Here is a 19,874-nt window from a genome sequence, read left to right as displayed (position 1 = left end):
GCTATTCCGGTGCCAACATATACCCCTCGCCGCGCACGGTTTGCAGGTAACGGGGCTGTTTGGGGTCTGTTTCGATCTTGCGGCGCAGGCGCGTGATTTGCACATCCACCGCGCGTTCCTGTGCCTGTCCGGTATCGCGCCCCAGATCCTCGACCAGTTTGGCACGGCTGACGGGTTCATTCGGGCAACTGGCAAAGATTTTCATCAAGGCGCTTTCGGTCGATGTCAGACGCACCAGTTCCTCGCCGCGCCACATCTCGCCGCGTTCCACATTGTAACGCACCGGCCCCAGATGCAGCATCTTCGGCCCCTGATCCGCTAGCGTATCTGCCGGCATCCGCCGCAGAATGGCGTTCAGGCGCAGCAACAGTTCTTTGGGTTCGAACGGTTTGGCCAGATAATCATCCGCGCCGGCCTCAAGTCCGGTAATTCTGTCATTGGTTTCACCCTTGGCGGTCAGCAATAGGATGGGGGTGGGGACGCCGCCCTCGCGCAGGCTGCGGGTCAGGCTGATACCGTCCTCGCCCGGCATCATCACATCCATCACGATCATGTCGAATTCCAGTCCCGACAGGATGCGGCGGGCATGTTCGGCGTCGCGCGCGGCGGTCACCCAGAACCCGTGGCGGATCAGGAATTTCTGCAACAGCCCGCGAATGCGTTCGTCATCGTCTATGATCAGCAGGTGGGCTTCGGGGGTGTCGTTCATCACTCACCCTCCTTTAAGGATTTGAAGTAGCGACGGTACTCCGGCTCCATCATTGCCTCAAGCACTTTACGAAATCCGGCCACCGCATCCGGCCCGACCGCACGATAGGCATCGCGCATCCGTTTGCGTTGGGCATCCGACAGTTCACGTTCCAGTGCAATGCCTGCTTCGGTCAGAAACAGGTGGCGTTCGCGTTTGTCACGGGTGCCAACGCGGCTTTCCACCAATCCGTCCTCGATCAGGGTGCGCAGCACGCGGTTCAGCGATTGTTTGGTCACCCCCAGAATACCCAACAGGTTATTGACCGTGGTGCCGGGACTGCGGTGGATGAAATGCACTGCGCGGTGATGTGCCCGACCATAGGAGTAATTGTTCAAAATACGATCCGGATCAGCAGTGAATCCGCGATAGGCAAAAAACATCGCCTCGATCCCCTTGCGCAATTGTTCGTCGGTCAGGAACAACAGCGCCTCGCCCCCCGATCTTGCATCTTGCGCCATAATACCCCCTAATCACGTTTTCTTTCGGTTTGCCTGATTTTACGTCAGTGTTGTTGACATTCCAAGAATCAATTCGTAACAATCAGCAGATTTTGCGCAATATTATGCCCCATGCGGACCTATTTTGCGCAACATATGAAAACTACTGGCCAAAGATCGGCGATGATCGGAAAGGACGACCCCATGTCAGGTGCATATGATGACCGCGATGGAACCATCTGGATGGACGGGATGATGACCCGCTGGCGCGATGCCAAGGTCCATATTCTGACCCATGCGATGCACTATGCCTCCAGCGTGTTTGAAGGTGAGCGGGCCTACAACGGCAAGATTTTCAAAAGCCGCGAGCATACAGAGCGGTTGCATCGCTCGGCCAAGCTGATTGATTTTGAAATTCAGTGGAGCGTGGATGAAATCGAACAGGTCAAGGCACAGGTTCTGCGTGCCTCGCGTTTGAAAGATGCCTATATCAGGGCCATCGCATGGCGTGGCGCTGGCGAAGATATGGGTGTCGCATCCGCGCGCAATCCTGTCCATCTGGCGATTGCTGCGTGGGAATGGGGCGCCTATTACGGTGACGCCAAAACCAAAGGGGCAAAACTGGACATTTCCAAATGGAAACGCCCCAGCCCCGAAACCATCCCTTGCGCGGCCAAAGCGGCAGGTCTGTATATGATCTGCACCATGTCCAAACACGCGGCCGAGGCCAAGGGCTGTTCGGATGCGATGATGTTCGACTATCGCGGTTATGTGGCCGAAGCCACGGGCGCGAATATCTTTTTCGTAAAGGACTGCGAAGTGCATACGCCTACGCCCGACTGTTTCCTGAACGGGATCACGCGGCAAACGGTGATCGGCATGTTGCAGGAAAAAGGTATCAAGGTGCACGAGCGCCACATCATGCCCGAGGAACTGGAAGGGTTCGAGCAATGCTGGCTGACCGGCACCGCCGCCGAGGTTACGCCGGTGGGGCAGATAGGGGACTATCATTTCGAGGTCGGGGCCCTTGCGCGCGACATCGCTGCGGATTACGAGAGGTTGGTGCGGGAGTAACCGCGCCCTCGTTAATTCACACAGCATTGAGGCCCTCAATGATACGTCACATCGTGTTCTTTAGTGCAAAGAACAAAGACGACATCGGGGATGTTCTGGCTGGTCTGCGGATCCTGCGGGATATCCCCCACGCCACCATTCTGGAAGTTGAACCGAACCTGCAATCCGACGATTTGTCAGATGCCGTGGACGTGGTGGTTTATGGTGAATTTGCGGATGAAGCAGCACTGGCGGCCTATAAGGCGCATCCGCTTTATCAGGATTCCATTCAGCGCGTTCGTCCTTTGCGCGAATTGCGCATGGCCGCCGATTTCCAAAGCCCGTTCACCAAATAACAACCCTTGCGGCCTAGGGTCGGGGTGTTATGGAAATCAAGAACAGCTCGATCCTGATTGCGATCATCCTTGTGATTGCTTTGCCCGCAACCACAATGGTTGTGGCCTATATGCTGACAAAAAACCCCACCCTGCGGCCCCTTGCCAGAACCCTGAATGACGAGGCGATTTATCGGGGCGAGGCGGTGGCCGTTGAAATCGTCGCGCATGTGCGCTGGACCACAAGGCGGCAGAAATCTTTTACACAGCGGGAACTGGCCAATGTCATTTTACGGGCCTTTCGGGCGCATGGTGTTGCGGTGCGGACTGTTTTTGAAACCGCGGACAGTGCCGATCCCGTGTCTATCACTTATCAGGTCGGGCGAAATAAATTCGGACCCTTGCGGATTAACAAGGCAGGGGATGCTGTGAACAATGCAATTGCTGTCTACCGGATGTACCAGATGTCGGCCCCTATCCGCAGGTAGTATACGCCGGCAAGCTTTGCCCCGCCGGCGCATCTGGCTTGTTGATTTATTTTACTTCAGCTGTCGGACGCGGCGTGGATGCGGTTTCCGCTGGCAGTATCGGAAGCACAACCGGGGGAACGGCCCCTTCCAGTGCACCAAGGAAGGCAACGATCTGATTGGTTTCAGTATCGCTTAACTCTTCACCTAACTGGGATTCCGCCATTATCTGCACCGCGACTTTCAAATCCCAAACCTTGCCGGAATGGAAATAGGGGGCGGTGACACTTACATTGCGCAAAGGGGCGGCGCGAAATACGTATTCGTCGTCGACTGTTTCCGTAACCTTGAAGCGCCCTTTGTCGCCAACCGGCAGAACGTCCGCACCAGGTTTTTCAACGAATCCAAATGGATAATACCCATGCCCACCGACGTTGACACCGCTATGGCAAGAGGAACAGCCTTTCTCCATGAACAAGGCCAACCCGGCCTTTTCATCATCGTTCAGGGCTGTGTCGTCACCATTCAGATAGGCATCGAACGTGGCTGGGGTAATCAGGGTTGCCTCGAAGCTTTCGATCGCGCGGGCCATATTGTCAAAGCTGACAGGTTCAGACTCGTCCGAAAACGCGGCACCAAACATGCTGACATATTCGGGCATACTGTTCAGCGTCACCACCACATTTTCCGGCGTGTTGGCCATTTCCACACCTGCCTGGATCGGCCCTTTGGCCTGTGCTTTCAAATCGTCGGCGCGCCCGTCCCAGAACTGGGCTTCGTTCAGAACGGAATTTAAGACTGTCGGTGCATTGCGCGGACCTTTTTGCCATCCATGACCAATTGATGGAGCTATGCCCAAAAGTTGGTGACGCAGTAATCAGGCGGCATGTTTTTCCTGCTTGATCCCGTCCTTAAATTCAACCCCTTCGATGATTTCCGGCAATCGGAATGCGCCGTCGAGTTTACGCCATTTCTTCTTTGCCGACATCATCAGGCGGAAGGTCATTGCCAAGGCGGTCTTGCGCCCGAGGCAGCCTTTGGTCTTCTTCGTTCGGTGCCGCACGGTGGCAAATATGCTTTCGATGGGGTTGGATGTGCGGATGTGTTTCCAGTGCTCGGCAGGGAAGTCGTAGAAGGTCAGCAGCACGTCCCGGTCCTTGGTCAGCTTCCCCACGGCACGCTCGTATTTCACGCCATAGGCTTCGATGAAGAAATTGAACGCGGCCTCGGCGTCCCGTTTGTTCTCGGCCATCCAGATGTCCTGTAGATGGCCCTTGGCTTTGGCTTGCAGCGACTTCGGCATGGCATTCAGGACGTTGCCGGTTTTATGCACCCAGCAGCGCTGCTCCCGGGTCTCACCGAACACCTCCCGCAAGGCGTTCCAGAAGCCGAGCGCGCCATCACCAACGGCCAGATCAGGGGCTTTTCTGAGGCCACGACGTTGCAAGTCCAGCAGCAGTTCACGCCAGCTCTGGCTGCTTTCTCGATACCCGTCCACGAGGCCCAGAACATCCTTGTTACCCCACTCGTCCGCGCCGATGATCACCAGCATGCATTGCTTGTCAGCATCCGTGCGCGGCTTGAAATAAACCCCGTCGGCCCAGAAATACACATAGCGTTTGGCCGACAGGTCACGCCGGTTCCAACGCTCGTATTCTGCCCACCACTCCGCCTTCAGGCGCGAAATCGTGCTCGATGTCAAACCACCCGCATCAGGCCCCAGAAGGGCCGCCAGTGCTTCGCCGAAATCACCCGTGGAAATACCTTTGAGATAGAGCCAGGGCAACAACTCCTCGACCGACTTTGCCCGGCGCAGATACGGCGGCAGAAGCGTCGAGGTGAACCTGATCTTCTCCGCCCCCGTGCCACGATCACGCACCCGAGGCACATTCACCGGGACAGGGCCGATCCCCGTCATCACCTCGCGCTCCGGCAGGTATCCGTGGCGAACAAGGCGCTGGCGACCGGCCGAATCCCTTTAATGCGCGTGTTGCGCCATCAGATCACAAACCTCGGCCTCGACCGCCTGTGCCAACAGATCCCGCGCGCCTTTGCGCAAGATATCCGTCAGCGGATCAGGTGAAATTCCGGCTGGATCGGTAAACTCCAAAATAGTATCGTCTTCCATGTGGCATATCCTTTTCTCTCTGAGAATCGCGGCGCGTCAACACCGCCATGATATGCCACCCAATCACCCCATCACCAACTTTCGGGCATTACTCCAATTGATGTTTCCAGGTTGTCATCGCCTCCAGTTGTCAGGTTGTGGCAGGAATAACAGCTTAACACCCCCGAAGCCGACAGGCGCGGATCAAAGAACAACGCCCGCCCCAGTTCGACTTTGGCCGGAGATGTCGGGTTGTCTGCCACATTGGGTACGGTAGATGGCAATGGCTTGAACTGTTCCAGCGCTGTTGCGCGTAAATCATCGGCAAAAGCCGCACCAGTCATGGCCGTGGAAACAAGCAGGATCGGGATCAGGGTTTTCATTTTGTCCTCCAAATTACAATAATTCTAATTTGCAGAGGTTTGAAAATTCGGTAGTGTCGCGAGTTTGGTGGAAATTCGAGGACGGCGTAATCTCCGGGTGCATCGAAGCCACCCAACCGGCGGCTGGAACCGCCAAGGAGATCACGCCATGACAAAGAATACAGCAACATCGACATCCGCGCTACTGGCCAATGAAGCAGGCTATGACCCGATTGAAGACCGGCTGCGCCAGAACATCCGCGCGACGATCGAGGCGGTTTTCGAAGAGGAGCTGGAGCAGTTTCTGGGCCGTTGCCGGTATGGCCGCAGCGGCGGGGCAAAGGCCGGATACCGCCACGGGCATCGCGAGCGGCAACTGGTCGGAACATTTGGAACCGAAACGGTGCGCGTGCCGCGTGCGCGGATCACAGGCGAGGCCGGCAAGGCCAGAGAATGGCGCTCGAAGGCATTGCCCCGCTACCAGCGGCTGACGAAGAAGGCCGAGGCGCTGATCGCTGCTGTCTACCTTTCGGGCACCAACACACGGCGGGTAAAACGCGCCCTGTTCGGCCTGTTTCAGGGGGCGGTCAGCAAGGATGTGGTGAGCCGCGCCTGGCGCAAGGTGAAGGTGGACTGGCAGGCGTGGTGCGCCCGCAGCCTTGCGGATGAAGACATCGTGCGGCTGATCCTGGACGGCACCGTGATCAAAACGCGGATTGACAGGAAGGCCACCAATATCTCGGTTCTGGCCGCGATTGGCGTGCGCCGGGATGGGCAGAAGGTCTTGTTATCACTGATGAACATGGGCGGCGAAAGCACCTCCGCCTGGCGTCAGTTCATCAACGATCTGGATGCGCGCGGGTTGAAACGGCCCGAATTTGTCATCGTGGACGGGGCACCGGGACTTGAGGTCGCTCTCATTGCCCTCTGGGGTGAAGATCTGCCGATCCAGAGGTGCACGGTGCACAAGCACCGCAACCTTCTGGCCAAGGCACCCAAGCGTATGCATGATGAGTTGACAGAAGATTACCGCGACATGATCTACGCCAAAACACCCGAGGAAATCGCCACCCGCCGCAAGGCATTTCTGCGAAAATGGCGGCTGAAATGCAAGGCCGTCGCTGACAGCTTGGAAGAAGCAGGAGATAAGCTTTTCACCTTCACGCGTCTGCCACAAGGCCAGTGGAAATCGGCCAGAACGACAAATGCGATCGAACGCCTGAACGAGGAATTCCGCCGCCGCATCAAGACCCAGACCGTGCTGCCATGCGCCGAGACCGTGCCGATGCTGCTTTGGGCTCTGATGGCCTCGGGGCAGATCGTCATGCGAAAGGTCGATGGCTGGGAAACGCTCGCTCAGCCCGTCGCCGACGCAACCCTTGACCAAGCCGCCTGACCGGCGCATAACTCAACCCGCTCGGAGGTGCCTGAAATCAATTTCCACCACTTTCGAGACACAACCGAAAATTCTTCTTTGATTTAGAATAAGAATAATTATTTGATTTAGGTCAAAGTATGAGTTGGCAATAACATAAACGTAGTGATCCACGGGAAAAGAATGTTAAGAGAGGTGGTCCCACTTTTTTGACCAGTCAGCAGCCAGTTTAAGATGGATCAGGGTTTCATTTAGGCTGCCAAACTCATTGGTTTTGTTTTTCTGTCATAGGCTTCATCCGGGGTCAATATTCCGTGGGTGGAATGCGGGCGCTCGGTGTTGTAGTAAGCCAACCATTTCCCGATCCCGGCGCGGGTCTGCGAACCCGTTTCAAATGCGTTGAGGTAAATGCATTCGTATTTCAAGGATCGCCAAAGCCGCTCGATCATCCGGTTATCGACCCAGCGACCTTTGCCATCCATCGAGATTTTCACGTCGGCTTCTTTCAGCGCCTGCGTCCATTCAAACCCGGTGAACTGGCTGCCCTGGTCGCTGTTCATGATATCGGGCTTGCCGTATTTGGCCATAGCCTCTTTCAGGGCTTCAACGCAAAAATCTGCCTCCATGCTGTTTGACAATCTCCAGCTCAAAACCTTGCGGCTGTGCCAGTCCATGATCGCGACCAAATAGAGGAACCCGCGCTGCATCGGAATGTAGGTGATATCTACGCACCACACATGGTTTGGACGATCAATCGTCAGGTCTCGCAGCAGATACGGGTAGATCTTATGCTGCGGATGTTTCTTGCTCGTGTTGGGCGTCTGGTAGATCGGAACCAACCGCATCAGCCGCATCAAACGGCGGACCCTGTGGCGACCACACTTGTAACCTTGGCGCTGCATGTGCCGGGCCATTTGCCGTGATCCATACCACGGCGTCTGCAAGAATTGCTTGTCGATTATTGTCATGAACCGCAAATTTTCAGCACTTTCGCCTTTTGGCTGGTAATACAGGTTCGAGCGCGCCAGAGAAAGTAGCCCGCATTGTCGTCGCACACTCAGATCATGCTCACGGCTCACCATTTTTTGCCTCGCTTCCCGAGCAACTGTTGCGAGGCGTTGGCTAAAAAATCCCGTTCCACGACCAGCTGACCAATCTTGGAGTGCAGCTTCTCAATCTGGGCTTCATCAACCCGATCAGGATCACGGCCCCGTCTGGAAAATGCCGTGGCCATGTTTTCAATCGCTGCTCGTTTCCATGTGCCAATCTTGGTTGGATGCACACCATACTTCTTCGACAGCTCCGCCATCGTCATTTCCTCGCGGATTGCTTCAAGCGCAACGCGGGCTTTGAATTCGGGAGAATGGTTCTTTCGTTTCGTCATTTTGAATCGTCTTTCTCATAAGTCGATCCACCTTAACAACTGGTCCGAATTTCCGCGACCACCTCTAAGATCCTGACGCTAAACCAATTGTGAAAGCGGAGAGATTCCTTGGATAAGGGTGCACTATCTGAACTGGCCAGAGACGGTGACGAGAGAGCTATGCCCAAAAGTTGGTGACGCAGTAATCAGGCGGCATGTTTTTCCTGCTTGATCCCGTCCTTAAATTCAACCCCTTCGATGATTTCCGGCAATCGGAATGCGCCGTCGAGTTTACGCCATTTCTTCTTTGCCGACATCATCAGGCGGAAGGTCATTGCCAAGGCGGTCTTGCGCCCGAGGCAGCCTTTGGTCTTCTTCGTTCGGTGCCGCACGGTGGCAAATATGCTTTCGATGGGGTTGGATGTGCGGATGTGTTTCCAGTGCTCGGCAGGGAAGTCGTAGAAGGTCAGCAGCACGTCCCGGTCCTTGGTCAGCTTCCCCACGGCACGCTCGTATTTCACGCCATAGGCTTCGATGAAGAAATTGAACGCGGCCTCGGCGTCCCGTTTGTTCTCGGCCATCCAGATGTCCTGTAGATGGCCCTTGGCTTTGGCTTGCAGCGACTTCGGCATGGCATTCAGGACGTTGCCGGTTTTATGCACCCAGCAGCGCTGCTCCCGGGTCTCACCGAACACCTCCCGCAAGGCGTTCCAGAAGCCGAGCGCGCCATCACCAACGGCCAGATCAGGGGCTTTTCTGAGGCCACGACGTTGCAAGTCCAGCAGCAGTTCACGCCAGCTCTGGCTGCTTTCTCGATACCCGTCCACGAGGCCCAGAACATCCTTGTTACCCCACTCGTCCGCGCCGATGATCACCAGCATGCATTGCTTGTCAGCATCCGTGCGCGGCTTGAAATAAACCCCGTCGGCCCAGAAATACACATAGCGTTTGGCCGACAGGTCACGCCGGTTCCAACGCTCGTATTCTGCCCACCACTCCGCCTTCAGGCGCGAAATCGTGCTCGATGTCAAACCACCCGCATCAGGCCCCAGAAGGGCCGCCAGTGCTTCGCCGAAATCACCCGTGGAAATACCTTTGAGATAGAGCCAGGGTGTGAATCGGCGTGCAAAACTGACCCACTTGGGTGGGTTATGAGCGAGTAAAATTGACCCACCTGTTTCGTTAACATCCGCGCAAAATTGTGCGGAGGAAAGAGCAGGTGATATTGATGGAAAGCGTATCGAAGATCCGGCGCTGGGTGCTGGTTGAAGGGCGCAGCATCCGGTCTGTGGCGCGGGCGACGGGACTGTCGCGGAACACGATCAAGAAGTATTTGAAGGACGAGAATCCGCCGAGCTACCAGCGCCATGCGCCGCCAGTTCGGCACAAACTGTGCAATGGGTTTGATCTTCGGCTGCAGGAACTGTTTGATCAGGACTCGAGGCGACCACGCTGGGAGCGGCGGACGGCCCAGAAGCTATACGAGCAGCTTGTGGCAGAGGGCTATACCGGGTCCTATTCGCCGGTTCAGCGTTTTGTTCGTGAGTTGAAGCGCGCCGGGGCCTGTTCGGGAGATGCGTTTATCCCGCTGCATTTTGCGGCGGGTGACGCGCTGCAATTTGACTGGAGCGAAGAACGGGTCGTACTGGGTGGTGTCGAGCAGAAGGTGAAGGTCGCTCATTTCCGCCTGTGTCACAGCCGCAAGCCTTTCGTGATTGCCTATCCCGGTGAAGCCCAGGAGATGGTGCTGGATGCTTTCGTGCAGGCGCTGTCCTTTTACGGAGGCGTTCCGCGCAGGGTGATCATCGACAACCCCAAGACCATGGTGACCTACGTTTCGCGCTCGAAGGAGCGGATATTCCATCCCCGGTTCCTGGCCTTGATGAACCACTATGTGATGGAGCCGGTGGCCTGCACGCCCGCTGCGGGCTGGGAGAAGGGACAGGTCGAGAACCAGGTCCAGTTCTTGCGGGGCCGGTTGTTCGTTCCCGAACCGGCCTTTGATGATCTCGAGGCGCTGAACGCGTGGCTGCGTCTGCGTTGCGAAGATCTGGCAGAGCGTCCCCATCCCGAGCAGCAGGATCGCACGATTACCGAAGTGTTCGAAGACGAGCGCGCCGAACTGCGCCCCCTGGGTCGGGCCTTCGACGGCTACGTGGAAAAGACCGTCCGTGTCCGCTCCACCTGCCTGGTTCAATATGCCAGCAATCGCTACAGCGTGCCCTCCCGCTTTGCCGGGCATCATGTGTCGCTACGCGCCTATGCCGGCCGGATCGTGGTGGTCTCCGGTCAGGATGTGATTGCCGAGCACAGGCGTCATTTTACCCGCAATATCAGCTATTTCGAGCCCTGGCATTACGTTCCCCTGCTGGACCGCAAGCCTGGTGCCCTGCGCAATGGCGCCCCCTTTGTGGGCTGGGAACTGCCCGAGGCCATGCATCGGATCAGGGAACATTACATGGCTGGTAAAGGCGGGGATCGGGAGTTCGTCGACCTGCTCCTGCTGGCACAGGATCACGGGATCGAGGTGGTCGAGACGGCCTGCAATCTGGCGGTGGCACAAAACACCCTGCGGCTGCCCGCCATCATCAATCTGATCAACCAGTTGGTGGAACCGGTCATCACACCGCTCAGCGATGCCTGCGCTTATCCGCAGCTGACCTTGCGGCCCGAAGCCGATTGCAAACGCTATGAGACCCTGTGCTCGGCTGAGGAGGTTGCCGTATGAATGCCTTGATCGACCAACTGACAGCCCTCAGGTTGCATGGAATGGCAGCTTGCGCCCATGATCTGCTGTCCGCGCGCAAGCCGCCAAGTCTGACCACAGCGATAAGGCAACTGATCGACGCCGAGACTGTAGAGCGCCGGGTGCGCTCCATCCAGTATCAAATGAGGGTTGCGAAGTTCCCCCATCACAAGGACTTCGCCACCTTCGATTACAGCGCCGCCGCCCTCACCCAGGCCCAGATCGAACCATTCTGCACCGGCCAGTTCACAGAGGAGGCCCATAACCTCATCCTGGTGGGCGGAACCGGCACGGGCAAAACCCACATCGCCATCGCGCTGGGAACGACGCTGATCAACAACGGCAAGAAGGCGCGCTTCTTCAACGCCGTCGATCTGATCAACGCCCTGATCAAGGAACAGGCCGACGGCAATGCAGGGAAGATCATCCGGCAGCTCTCGGCTTTGGACTGCGTCATCATCGACGAGCTGGGCTACATCCCGTTTCCCAAATCCGGTGGCGCGTTGCTCTTCCATCTGATCAGCAAGCTCTACGAGAAGACCAGCATCATCATCACAACCAACCTTGAGTTCGGTGAATGGGTCTCGGTCTTCGGGGATGCCAAGATGACAACCGCCCTTCTGGATCGCGTCACTCATCACTGCAACATCATCGAAACCGGCAATACCTCATACCGGTTCGCCCAGAGTAAACGCCGTAGAAAAAACTAGCCGTTCCGCAAGCAAAGCCCCCAGACGGACTCGCTACATGAAGGCGGCCCGACTGGGGGCTTTGCGCCACAAAGGGGGGGGCAAATTTAAATGCCGAAACCGGGTCAGTTTTAAATGCTCATTGACATAGAGCCAGGGCAACAACTCCTCGACCGACTTTGCCCGGCGCAGATACGGCGGCAGAAGCGTCGAGGTGAACCTGATCTTCTCCGCCCCCGTGCCACGATCACGCACCCGAGGCACATTCACCGGGACAGGGCCGATCCCCGTCATCACCTCGCGCTCCGGCAGGTATCCGTGGCGAACAAGGCGCTGGCGACCGGCCGAATCCCTCAAATGCGCGTGTTGCGCCATCAGATCACAAACCTCGGCCTCGACCGCCTGTGCCAACAGATCCCGCGCGCCTTTGCGCAAGATATCCGTCAGCGGATCAGGTGAAATTCCGGCTGGATCGGTAAACTCCAAAATAGTATCGTCTTCCATGTGGCATATCCTTTTCTCTCTGAGAATCGCGGCGCGTCAACACCGCCATGATATGCCACCCAATCACCCCATCACCAACTTTCGGGCATTACTCGTGACGAGATATCAGTGCGGGTAACGCCCAAGGCGTCCCGCAACCGGATAACCGTCGAGGATGGCAATATTCGTGTATATGTCACCACGGTTCCCGAAGGAGGAAAGGCGACCAAGGAAGTGGCTAAATTACTGGCAAAGGCATTGGGTGTGCCCAAAACCCGTCTAACCCTGATCCGCGGCGCAACCTCGCGGGACAAGGTTTTTAGAATTGGGTGATACTCCCGCTTCAAAAATCCTAGAAGCTCAGAATATAACTTAGCTTTAATGTAGTCGCCTCGTAGGAAGGTGAGTAACGCTGCCCATCCGGTCCCCTGGGGTGCTGAACGACCAGATCAAAATTGTCATATACCACCTCGGCCCTTAGCATGCCATTTCTACGGATGGGGTATTGTATTCCCAGACCTACCGTAACACCGGCATTGATCCCCAGGCTAATCTGGCCCTGCTGGATGGCACCGTAGCCTTTCATCACACCAATTCCGAGGGCGCCATAGACTTCTGTTCTTTGCCCCAGTTTGCGACCGTATATTCCCCGCACCCTGTACGTAGAACGGCGTGAACAGTAATAGGATGTGTTTTGAATTGCATCGCAGCTGGATGAAGCATGCATATCCTGAAACCATCCGCGCCGAAATCGCTCAACGTTGATTTCCGGCCCGAAAAATGCACGGCCTTTTTCGATCCGGTATCCCAGAACCATATCGTGATTCGAGCGTTTTCTTTGAATGTAGCGTTTTTCGTCTTTCAGGCGGTGTGCACTCATCAATCGATATGAAAAACCTGTTCCGAAATAGTATCCGGTTTCACCCACCGCATATAACGGAACAACGGATACACTGCCTGCCAGCAGGCATATTGCAGTTCTCTTTTTCATTTTCGCGTCCTCGTGCAGCGTTATCACCGTTTAGGTTGATTCGCGGCCATCCCGGTTCGAGTCTACCAATTCAAAGCTTTTCCCCATAATGAAAATAATAATGCCAATACTATCGGCGGATTTCTGACCCTTATGTATCCCATTCGCCAATTCACAAGAAATGTTCCTACTGGCTTGCTGGCATAGGGGTGGCTAATGGTTTCTTTTGGGGCTGACCCAGATAACCTAAAAAGAGGTTATGATGGGAAGCATGAGAAAGAGTCGCCTGAGCCACTACAAGCAAGACCGTCTTACGGAGCATTTTGTTTCGGGATCGACAGCACGAACAGCAGCCAGTTTGTGTGGTGTAAACCGCAAGACCGCAGCGTTTTATTTTCTACGCCTGCGCGAGATAATCGCCTATGAGCTGGAGGCGGAAAGCCAAGCTATGTTCGGCGGAGAAATAGAAGTGGACGAAAGCTACTTTGGCGGCAAACGCAAAGGTAAACGCGGGCGTGGTGCGGCAGGTAAAATTCCCGTTTTTGGTATATTAAAAAGGGGTGGGAAGGTTTACACCAAGATCATCCCGGACGCCAAATCCGCCACTCTGATCCCGATCATAGAGCGCAAAGTCGTGCCGGATTCCATCGTCTATTCCGATTGTTGGCGCGGTTATAATGTGCTGGATGTGTCAGACTTCCACCACTTTCGCATCAACCATTCCAAGCTCTTTGCAGACCGTCACAACCACATCAATGGCATCGAGAATTTCTGGAACCAAGCCAAGCGCCACATGCGCCGATTTAACGGTGTCCCCAAGGCCCAATTTGGGCTATATTTGAAGGAATGCGAGTGGCGTTTCAACAACAGTGACCCTTCAGCTCAGTTATTGCAGCTAAGACAATGGGTTAAGCGTTACTTGAAGTAGTTATCTGGGTCAACCCCTTTCTTTTTTGATAGGGTTCGGGACAGGTTTGAAAAGGACAAGTGAATATGCGCAGATTTGTGATGCTGGTTGCTGCCCTGGCTGTTACCGGATGTGTCGAAGCAACCACCGAGAAACCGGCCGAGAAAGATCGGGTTCCGCCGCCAGTGCCGGTCTCTGCTTTTGCCGCCAGCAAGAATTCCAAAATACAGGATTTTCTGGCAGTTGTACGCCGTATGGAACCAGTTGCCCGCCGTGAGTGCCGCCGTAGGGCCATCACCGCCAAATGCAACTTCACAATTCTGATCGACAACCGCAGGAAACAGCCCGCAAATGCGTTTCAGGCTTTGGATGACAAGGATCGGCCGATCATTGTATTCACAAGCGCATTGATTCAAGAAACCCGAAATCAGGACGAACTTGCGTTTGTGTTGGGACACGAGGTGGCCCACCATATTCTGGAGCACATATCGAAAAGCCGTGACAGCGCCCTTGAGGGGTTTCTGGTTGGCGGGCTTCAGGCAGCAGTCAAAGGGGCAGATGCCAAAGCGATCGAACGGGCCGAACAGCGCAGTGCATTTATTGGAATTCGCAAGTACTCGAAGCAATACGAGCTTGAAGCCGATGCGCTGGGCACAGTCATTACGGCCCATTCCGGTTATAATCCATTAAGGGGTGCGCAGTATTTTCACCGCATTCCCGATCCGGGTGACAAATATCTTGGCTCGCACCCCCCCAACGCAAAGCGGCTTGAAGTCGTTCGCCAAACCGTATCCAAATTGTAATTGAAATTTTGAAAGATCAAGCCAAATGGAATGGACACATCTGGAGCGCCACTATGTGGATCGTATCGGTTGGTTACGGGCGGCTGTTCTGGGTGCAAACGATGGCATCGTCTCGACGGCCAGTCTGATTGCCGGTGTGGCCAGCGCCGGGGCGGGGCAGCCAGAAATCTTGCTGGCCGGTGTTGCCGGTCTGGTGGCGGGGGCCATGTCAATGGCGGCCGGTGAATATGTCTCGGTCAGTTCGCAAGCGGACGCCGAGAAAAGCGATCTGGCCCGCGAAGCACGCGGTCTTGAGGCGCAACCGGAGTTCGAGCGCCGCGAGTTGGCGCAGATCTATGTCGATCGCGGTCTGACCGCCGACTTGGCCGACGAAGTTGCAGTGCAACTGATGGAACACGATGCACTGGGGGCCCATGCCCGTGACGAATTGGGAATTTCGCATGTTGTCACGGCACGACCGATACAGGCGGGGCTGGCCTCGGCGGCGGCGTTTACGGCAGGGGCGACGTTGCCTGTTGCGTCGGTTTTACTGGCGCCTTTTGGACAGATTACCGAGGTTTCGACAGGTGTGTCATTGGTTGCATTGGCAGGGTTGGGCGCATTGTCTGCCCGTACCGGTGGCGCGCCGGTCATGCGTGCAGTTGTCCGTGTTACCCTATGGGGCGCACTGGCGATGGCAGCAACGGCTGGTGTCGGCTATCTGTTCGGGGCAACGGTGGTCTAGGCGTGCTGCAATTTGAAAATGTAGTCAGTGACAAAGGATCCAAATATGCGGTGTGCGGCGGCCCTGTTGTTGATCGTGCCACCGCCAAGGCCTTTATCAAGGCACTGAAACGGGACAAGAAATATGCACGTGCAACCCATAATACATGGGCTGCGTTACTGCCCGAGGGGCCGGTCAAGAACGACGACGGGGAAAGCGGCGCGGGCATGGTGATCTTGCGGATGCTGGAGCGCGAGGGGCTGCAAAACCACATCATCGTTGTGACCCGTTGGTATGGCGGGGTGAAATTGGGCGGGGACAGATTTCGCCATGTGCAAACCTGCGTGAAATACTATCTGGAGCAATTGCGCCGTTAGGGCCAGACCCGAAACAGCATGTCATCGGGAGGCAGGCACACTTCGTCATTGCAGGCTTGAAGGGTCAGACGGACGGTGACAGGTTTGTCGCCGGTTTTCACAATCGGGGCGGCCATGACAAAAGACGTGTCATACAGTGACAAGGGTTTATTACTAAACCCCAGTTCCTTGATTTCGGCCTTGGGATAGGCGGTTAGGGGGGCAGGTGTTTCCCCCACGGCCAATTCCATACCGATCAGATAATCCTCAAGCGGCTTGTGCGCGTTTATGTGCCAACCCTCGCGTGGCTCCACACTCAACAGCAGTTGCTTGCCTTTGGGCCCCAGCGATGCAAACACCCGAACAGCACCACCGTTTGACACCTGCATTGCACCTGTCAGCCCGTTGCGCTGTGTTTCAATTGCAACCAGCGTTGCCGCCCGTTGCCCCGGTGCGTTGATCGCATCAACGGCCAATGCGGCAGCTAGTTTCGGCGCGGCCTCGCCTGTGCGGGCCAAACGGCGATCAAGGCCTGCCAGCAACTCCAGTGCCTGTGCATTTCCAGACGCAATTTCGTTATCGTCCAGCGGGCGCATGGGGCCAAGACCCACCGTTTGCGCGTTCATTCGCATCGCCTGACCTTCGTCGGAAAACAGGGTTAGCATATCGGCGGCCAGCTTGTCTGCTATCCCCAGCCAGTCGGAATCCGCCCCGCCAAGGTAATCGTCAAGCGCCAGCAGGGCACGGCCAAGGGCGGCGTAATCGACCAGATGGGCATTGGTGTTTGCCGCCCCCTGATACAAGATGCGTTTCAGCCCATCGTCGGGCCACATATTTTGCAGCATGAATTCTGTAGCCTGAACAGCCGCTTCGCCGTAATCCGCGCGACCCAGAACACGGCTGGCTTCGGCCAGTGTTATGATCATTTCGGCATTCCAGGGCAGAACGATCTTTTTGTCGGTCAGCGGTTTAGCGCGATTGTTGCGGGCATTGTTCAGCATCCCCAGCAGACCCCTGAACGAGCGTTGGGCAATCATTCCATCCCCGCCGGATATTGCCTTTAGCGGGGTTTCGGAGGTGTGCAAGACGCTTGCCCCTTCGAAATTACCGTCTTTTGTAATGTTAAAAACGTCAATGATAGCGGTGGCTTCGGGGCCAAGGGTTTGCTTAACCTGCTCTTGTGTCCAAAGGTAGAATGCGCCTTCTTGGTCTTGGCCCTCGGCATTAAGGGAATCCGCATCCTGTGCGGCGTAAAAGGCACCTTCGGGACTGCGCATGTCACGCAGTATATAATCCATCGTGCGCGTGGCGGCACGGGCGTAGTCGGGGTTGCTGGTGGCGGAATAGGCGCGCAACAGAATACGACCAATAAGCGCCTGATTATACAACATTTTTTCAAAATGCGGGATGTTCCATTCCGGATCGGTTGCATAACGGTGAAACCCGCCGCCAACGTGGTCGTGGATTCCACCACGCACCATGCCGTCCAGCGTCAGGGTGACGGCCTGCATCAGGGCGGTATCGCCGCTGCGTTCGGCCTGATCCAGCAGGAACAGCAGCACGTTTTCACGCGGGAATTTCGGGGCGGTGCCAAAACCGCCGTTGAAATCGTCCAGATTGCCCAGCATCGCCGTTGCGGCGGCGTTTATGTCGGCGTCGGTGACATCGCCCAGAACCGATGTCTGGTCCAGATAATCGCGCAGGCGCTGGGATATGGTAAAGGCCTCGGTTCGCAGGGCGGCATTGTCGGTTTTCCAAACATCTACAATGGTTTCAAGGGTTTGCAAGAAGGCATCGGGCGGGAAATAGGTGCCGGCAAAGAAGGGTTCGGCATCGGGGGTCAGGAACACGGAATTGGGCCAACCGGAACTGCCGGTCAGGGCGGATGTGACCAGCATAAACTGTTCGTCCAGATCGGGGCGGCGTTCGCGGTCCACTTTGATGCTGACGAAATGTTCGTTCAGATAGGCGGCGATTTCCTCATCCTCGAAGCTTTCGGCCTCCATCACATGGCACCAATGGCAAGAGGCGTAACCAATTGACAGAAATATCATTTTCCCCTCGGCCTTCGCCTTTTCCAGCGCTTCCGGTCCCCACGGATACCAGTCCACGGGGTTGTCCGCGTGCTGTTGCAGATAGGGCGAGGATTCCTGTGCCAACCGGTTTTTTGCAAAGGTTTGCGAGGCGATCAGGATCAGGAGGAGGGAGAGAAATATACGCATGGGGTTGAGCATAGCGGTGGGGAACGGGCTTGTCAGGTGACGATTGGGTGAGGTGGTCTTTGGGGTGTCATCCCCGCGAAAGCGGGGATCGTAGTTAGGGTGACGTTTGCGGCGAGAGGTCCCCGCGTGTGCGGGGATGACATGGGGTGTGGAGGATTGCGGCGTTTGCCCCTGTCCGGTATTTTGCAAAATGAGGTGGTGGTTCAGTGGTGGGGTGAACACCACCCTACGGGCTTGCGGTGGTGTAGGGTGGGTTTCAACCCACCATTTTCACCGCGCCTTCCTCAAATCACCTTCCCCCACAAATCATACTCCCCAGCCTCGTCCACTTCCACCGTCACAATATCCCCCGCCTTCAACCCTTCGAACCCCTCGTCAATAAACAGGTTCCCGTCGATCTCGGGCGCGTCGGCCATGGTGCGGCAGGTGGCGGCGTCTGTGTCTACCTCGTCGACGATCACCTGCATCACCTTGCCGACTTTGGCGGCCAATTTGGCCTCGGAAATGGCTTGGGCTTTCACCATGAACCGGTCCCAGCGGTCCTGTTTCACCTCGTCTGCCACGTGGTCCGGCAGCGCATTCGAACGCGCGCCTTTGACGTTTTCGTATTGGAAGCAGCCGACGCGGTCCAGTTGCGCCTGATCCAACCAGTCCAGCAGAGTCTGGAACTCGGCTTCGGTTTCGCCGGGGTAGCCGACGATGAAGGTGCTGCGCAGGGTGATGTCGGGGCAGATGTCGCGCCACGCGGCGATTTCGTCCAGCGTTCTGGCACCGGCGGCGGGGCGGGCCATGCGTTTGAGCGTATCGGGATGGGCGTGCTGGAACGGGATGTCCAGATAGGGCAGGATCAGCCCGTCCGCCATCAGCGGGATCAACTCGCGCACATGGGGGTAGGGGTAGACATAGTGCAGGCGCACCCAGGCGCCAAGGCTGCCCAGATCGCGGGCCAGATCGGTGATATGGGCGCGGTGACCCTTTTCCTCGGCATATTTCAGGTCAAGGCCGTAGGCCGAGGTATCCTGCGAGATCACCAGCAGCTCCTTCACACCGGCCTCGACCAGCTTTTCCGCCTCGCGCATCACCGCAAAGGCGGGGCGCGAGGCAAGGCGGCCGCGCATGTCGGGGATGATGCAGAATTTGCAGGCGTGGTTGCAGCCCTCGGAAATCTTCAGATAGCTGTAGTGGCGCGGGGTCAGGGATACGCCGGATGCGGGCAGCAGGTCGATATAGGGATCGGGCGCGGGCGGCACGGCGGTGTGCACTGCGTCCAGCACCTGTTCGTATTGGTGCGGGCCGGTGACGGCAAGGATTTGCGGGTGGTGGGTGCGGATGTAATCGGGTTCGGCCCCCAGACAGCCGGTGACAATGACGCGACCGTTTTCGCGCAGGGCCTCGCCGATGGCGTCCAGGCTTTCGGCTTTGGCGGAATCCAGAAAGCCGCAGGTGTTGACGATCACCGCATCGGCACCGGTGTAGTCGGGGGAAATGGCGTACCCCTCGGCGCGCAGGTGGGTCAGGATGCGCTCACTATCCACCAGCGCCTTGGGGCAGCCAAGCGAGACCATACCGATGCGCGGCTGCCCCTCGCGGGCCGGTTCATCGATGCGGGCACGGGGCGCAAGGTCGGGGCGCAAGGAAGGTGGGTTCTGGGACATGTCGAGCGGGCCTGAAAGAGTGCGGGAGTTTTCTAATGCCCGTTTTTTACGCGATTTGGAAGCGAAATGCGGGGGAAATGGGCTAATCTG

Annotated in this window: 17 protein-coding genes and 5 pseudogenes; 11 read left to right on the top strand and 11 right to left on the bottom strand. The window is 56.7% G+C overall.

What is annotated here, in order from left to right:
- Position 1: 1 nt before the first annotated feature.
- Both ACQY4M_RS21455 and ACQY4M_RS21450 read right to left on the bottom strand, forming a co-directional pair.
- Positions 2–709, bottom strand: a complete 708-nt coding sequence (locus tag ACQY4M_RS21455) for a response regulator (protein ID WP_428548573.1) — start codon at positions 707–709, stop codon at positions 2–4.
- Entirely contained in the window at positions 709–1,209 is a 501-nt protein-coding gene (locus tag ACQY4M_RS21450) for a MarR family winged helix-turn-helix transcriptional regulator (protein WP_428548570.1), read from the bottom strand. The genes ACQY4M_RS21455 and ACQY4M_RS21450 overlap by 1 nt, the downstream gene beginning before the upstream one ends.
- A 183-nt stretch (positions 1,210–1,392) precedes the next feature.
- Here ACQY4M_RS21450 and ACQY4M_RS21445 point away from each other — a divergent pair, with 183 nt between their 5' ends.
- From ACQY4M_RS21445 to ACQY4M_RS21435, 3 genes are read left to right on the top strand one after another with little or no spacing between them, the layout of a single operon-like run.
- On the top strand, positions 1,393–2,262 hold the full coding sequence (locus ACQY4M_RS21445; protein WP_428548567.1) for a branched-chain amino acid aminotransferase: 870 nt from the start codon (positions 1,393–1,395) through the stop codon (positions 2,260–2,262).
- Between the two features lie 38 nt (positions 2,263–2,300).
- Positions 2,301–2,597, top strand: coding sequence for a Dabb family protein (locus ACQY4M_RS21440; RefSeq protein WP_428548564.1), 297 nt, complete (start codon positions 2,301–2,303; stop codon positions 2,595–2,597).
- A 29-nt stretch (positions 2,598–2,626) separates the two neighbouring features.
- Positions 2,627–3,064, top strand: a complete 438-nt coding sequence (locus ACQY4M_RS21435) for a hypothetical protein (RefSeq protein ID WP_428548561.1) — start codon at positions 2,627–2,629, stop codon at positions 3,062–3,064.
- A 46-nt stretch (positions 3,065–3,110) separates the two neighbouring features.
- Here the strand turns inward: ACQY4M_RS21435 and ACQY4M_RS21430 are convergent.
- From ACQY4M_RS21430 to ACQY4M_RS21420, 3 pseudogenes are all read right to left on the bottom strand, one after another.
- Positions 3,111–3,887 (bottom strand): annotated as a pseudogene (locus tag ACQY4M_RS21430) (cytochrome-c peroxidase); the annotation flags it as partial.
- Positions 3,888–3,920: 33 nt separating this feature from the next.
- Positions 3,921–5,171 (bottom strand): annotated as a pseudogene (locus ACQY4M_RS21425) (IS256 family transposase).
- A 92-nt stretch (positions 5,172–5,263) separates the two neighbouring features.
- A pseudogene (locus tag ACQY4M_RS21420) lies at positions 5,264–5,533 on the bottom strand (cytochrome-c peroxidase); the annotation flags it as partial.
- Positions 5,534–5,681: 148 nt separating this feature from the next.
- Between ACQY4M_RS21420 and ACQY4M_RS21415 the strand changes: the two are divergent.
- Complete coding sequence (locus tag ACQY4M_RS21415) at positions 5,682–6,908, top strand: IS256 family transposase (protein ID WP_428539582.1); 1,227 nt, start codon at positions 5,682–5,684, stop codon at positions 6,906–6,908.
- A 230-nt stretch (positions 6,909–7,138) separates the two neighbouring features.
- Here ACQY4M_RS21415 and ACQY4M_RS21410 read toward each other — a convergent pair.
- Positions 7,139–8,271 (bottom strand): IS3 family transposase gene (locus tag ACQY4M_RS21410; protein WP_428548558.1). Its coding sequence is split into 2 segments (ribosomal slippage): positions 7,139–8,019 and positions 8,019–8,271, totalling 1,134 coding nucleotides; the frame shifts between segments, so codons are not numbered across the junction.
- A gap of 185 nt (positions 8,272–8,456) precedes the next feature.
- Positions 8,457–9,362: pseudogene (locus ACQY4M_RS21405) on the bottom strand (IS256 family transposase); the annotation flags it as partial.
- A 116-nt stretch (positions 9,363–9,478) separates the two neighbouring features.
- Here ACQY4M_RS21405 and istA point away from each other — a divergent pair.
- Positions 9,479–10,978, top strand: a complete 1,500-nt coding sequence (istA, locus tag ACQY4M_RS21400; protein WP_428548555.1) for an IS21 family transposase — start codon at positions 9,479–9,481, stop codon at positions 10,976–10,978.
- Positions 10,975–11,706 (top strand): IS21-like element helper ATPase IstB, encoded by a 732-nt coding sequence (gene istB, locus ACQY4M_RS21395; protein ID WP_428539322.1) that lies wholly within the window; start codon positions 10,975–10,977, stop codon positions 11,704–11,706. The genes istA and istB overlap by 4 nt, the downstream gene beginning before the upstream one ends.
- A gap of 123 nt (positions 11,707–11,829) precedes the next feature.
- Here istB and ACQY4M_RS21390 read toward each other — a convergent pair.
- Positions 11,830–12,189 (bottom strand): annotated as a pseudogene (locus tag ACQY4M_RS21390) (transposase); the annotation flags it as partial.
- 87 nt (positions 12,190–12,276) lie between these two features.
- Here ACQY4M_RS21390 and ACQY4M_RS21385 point away from each other — a divergent pair.
- Positions 12,277–12,501, top strand: a complete 225-nt coding sequence (locus ACQY4M_RS21385) for a DUF167 domain-containing protein (RefSeq protein ID WP_428549041.1) — start codon at positions 12,277–12,279, stop codon at positions 12,499–12,501.
- A gap of 19 nt (positions 12,502–12,520) precedes the next feature.
- Here ACQY4M_RS21385 and ACQY4M_RS21380 read toward each other — a convergent pair whose 3' ends face one another.
- On the bottom strand, positions 12,521–13,159 hold the full coding sequence (locus tag ACQY4M_RS21380; protein ID WP_428548552.1) for a hypothetical protein: 639 nt from the start codon (positions 13,157–13,159) through the stop codon (positions 12,521–12,523).
- A gap of 250 nt (positions 13,160–13,409) precedes the next feature.
- Between ACQY4M_RS21380 and ACQY4M_RS21375 the strand changes: the two genes are divergently transcribed.
- The 4 genes from ACQY4M_RS21375 (at position 13,410) to ACQY4M_RS21360 (ending at position 15,928) form a co-directional block, all read left to right on the top strand.
- Complete coding sequence (locus tag ACQY4M_RS21375; RefSeq protein ID WP_428539609.1) at positions 13,410–14,066, top strand: IS1595 family transposase; 657 nt, start codon at positions 13,410–13,412, stop codon at positions 14,064–14,066.
- A gap of 65 nt (positions 14,067–14,131) precedes the next feature.
- Positions 14,132–14,848, top strand: a complete 717-nt coding sequence (locus ACQY4M_RS21370; protein WP_428548549.1) for a M48 family metallopeptidase — start codon at positions 14,132–14,134, stop codon at positions 14,846–14,848.
- Between the two features lie 25 nt (positions 14,849–14,873).
- On the top strand, positions 14,874–15,572 hold the full coding sequence (locus ACQY4M_RS21365) for a VIT1/CCC1 transporter family protein (protein ID WP_428548546.1): 699 nt from the start codon (positions 14,874–14,876) through the stop codon (positions 15,570–15,572).
- Between the two features lie 2 nt (positions 15,573–15,574).
- A complete protein-coding gene (locus tag ACQY4M_RS21360) occupies positions 15,575–15,928 on the top strand; it encodes a YigZ family protein (protein ID WP_428548543.1) in 354 nt (117 codons plus the stop codon).
- On the opposite strand, the gene ACQY4M_RS21355 is transcribed toward ACQY4M_RS21360, so the two are convergent.
- Positions 15,925–18,129 (bottom strand): DUF255 domain-containing protein, encoded by a 2,205-nt coding sequence (locus ACQY4M_RS21355; RefSeq protein ID WP_428548540.1) that lies wholly within the window; start codon positions 18,127–18,129, stop codon positions 15,925–15,927. The two genes, ACQY4M_RS21360 and ACQY4M_RS21355, sit on opposite strands and share 4 nt — an antisense overlap.
- Positions 18,130–18,413: 284 nt before the next feature.
- Positions 18,414–19,784 (bottom strand): 30S ribosomal protein S12 methylthiotransferase RimO, encoded by a 1,371-nt coding sequence (rimO, locus tag ACQY4M_RS21350; RefSeq protein ID WP_428548537.1) that lies wholly within the window; start codon positions 19,782–19,784, stop codon positions 18,414–18,416.
- Between the last annotated feature and the right edge of the window lie 90 nt (positions 19,785–19,874).

The organism is Profundibacter sp. (genome assembly GCF_965277155.1).
Taxonomy (GTDB): Bacteria; Pseudomonadota; Alphaproteobacteria; order Rhodobacterales; family Rhodobacteraceae; genus Profundibacter.
Note: the sequence above shows the minus strand (reverse complement) of the source record. Positions and strands in the feature narration are given on the sequence as shown.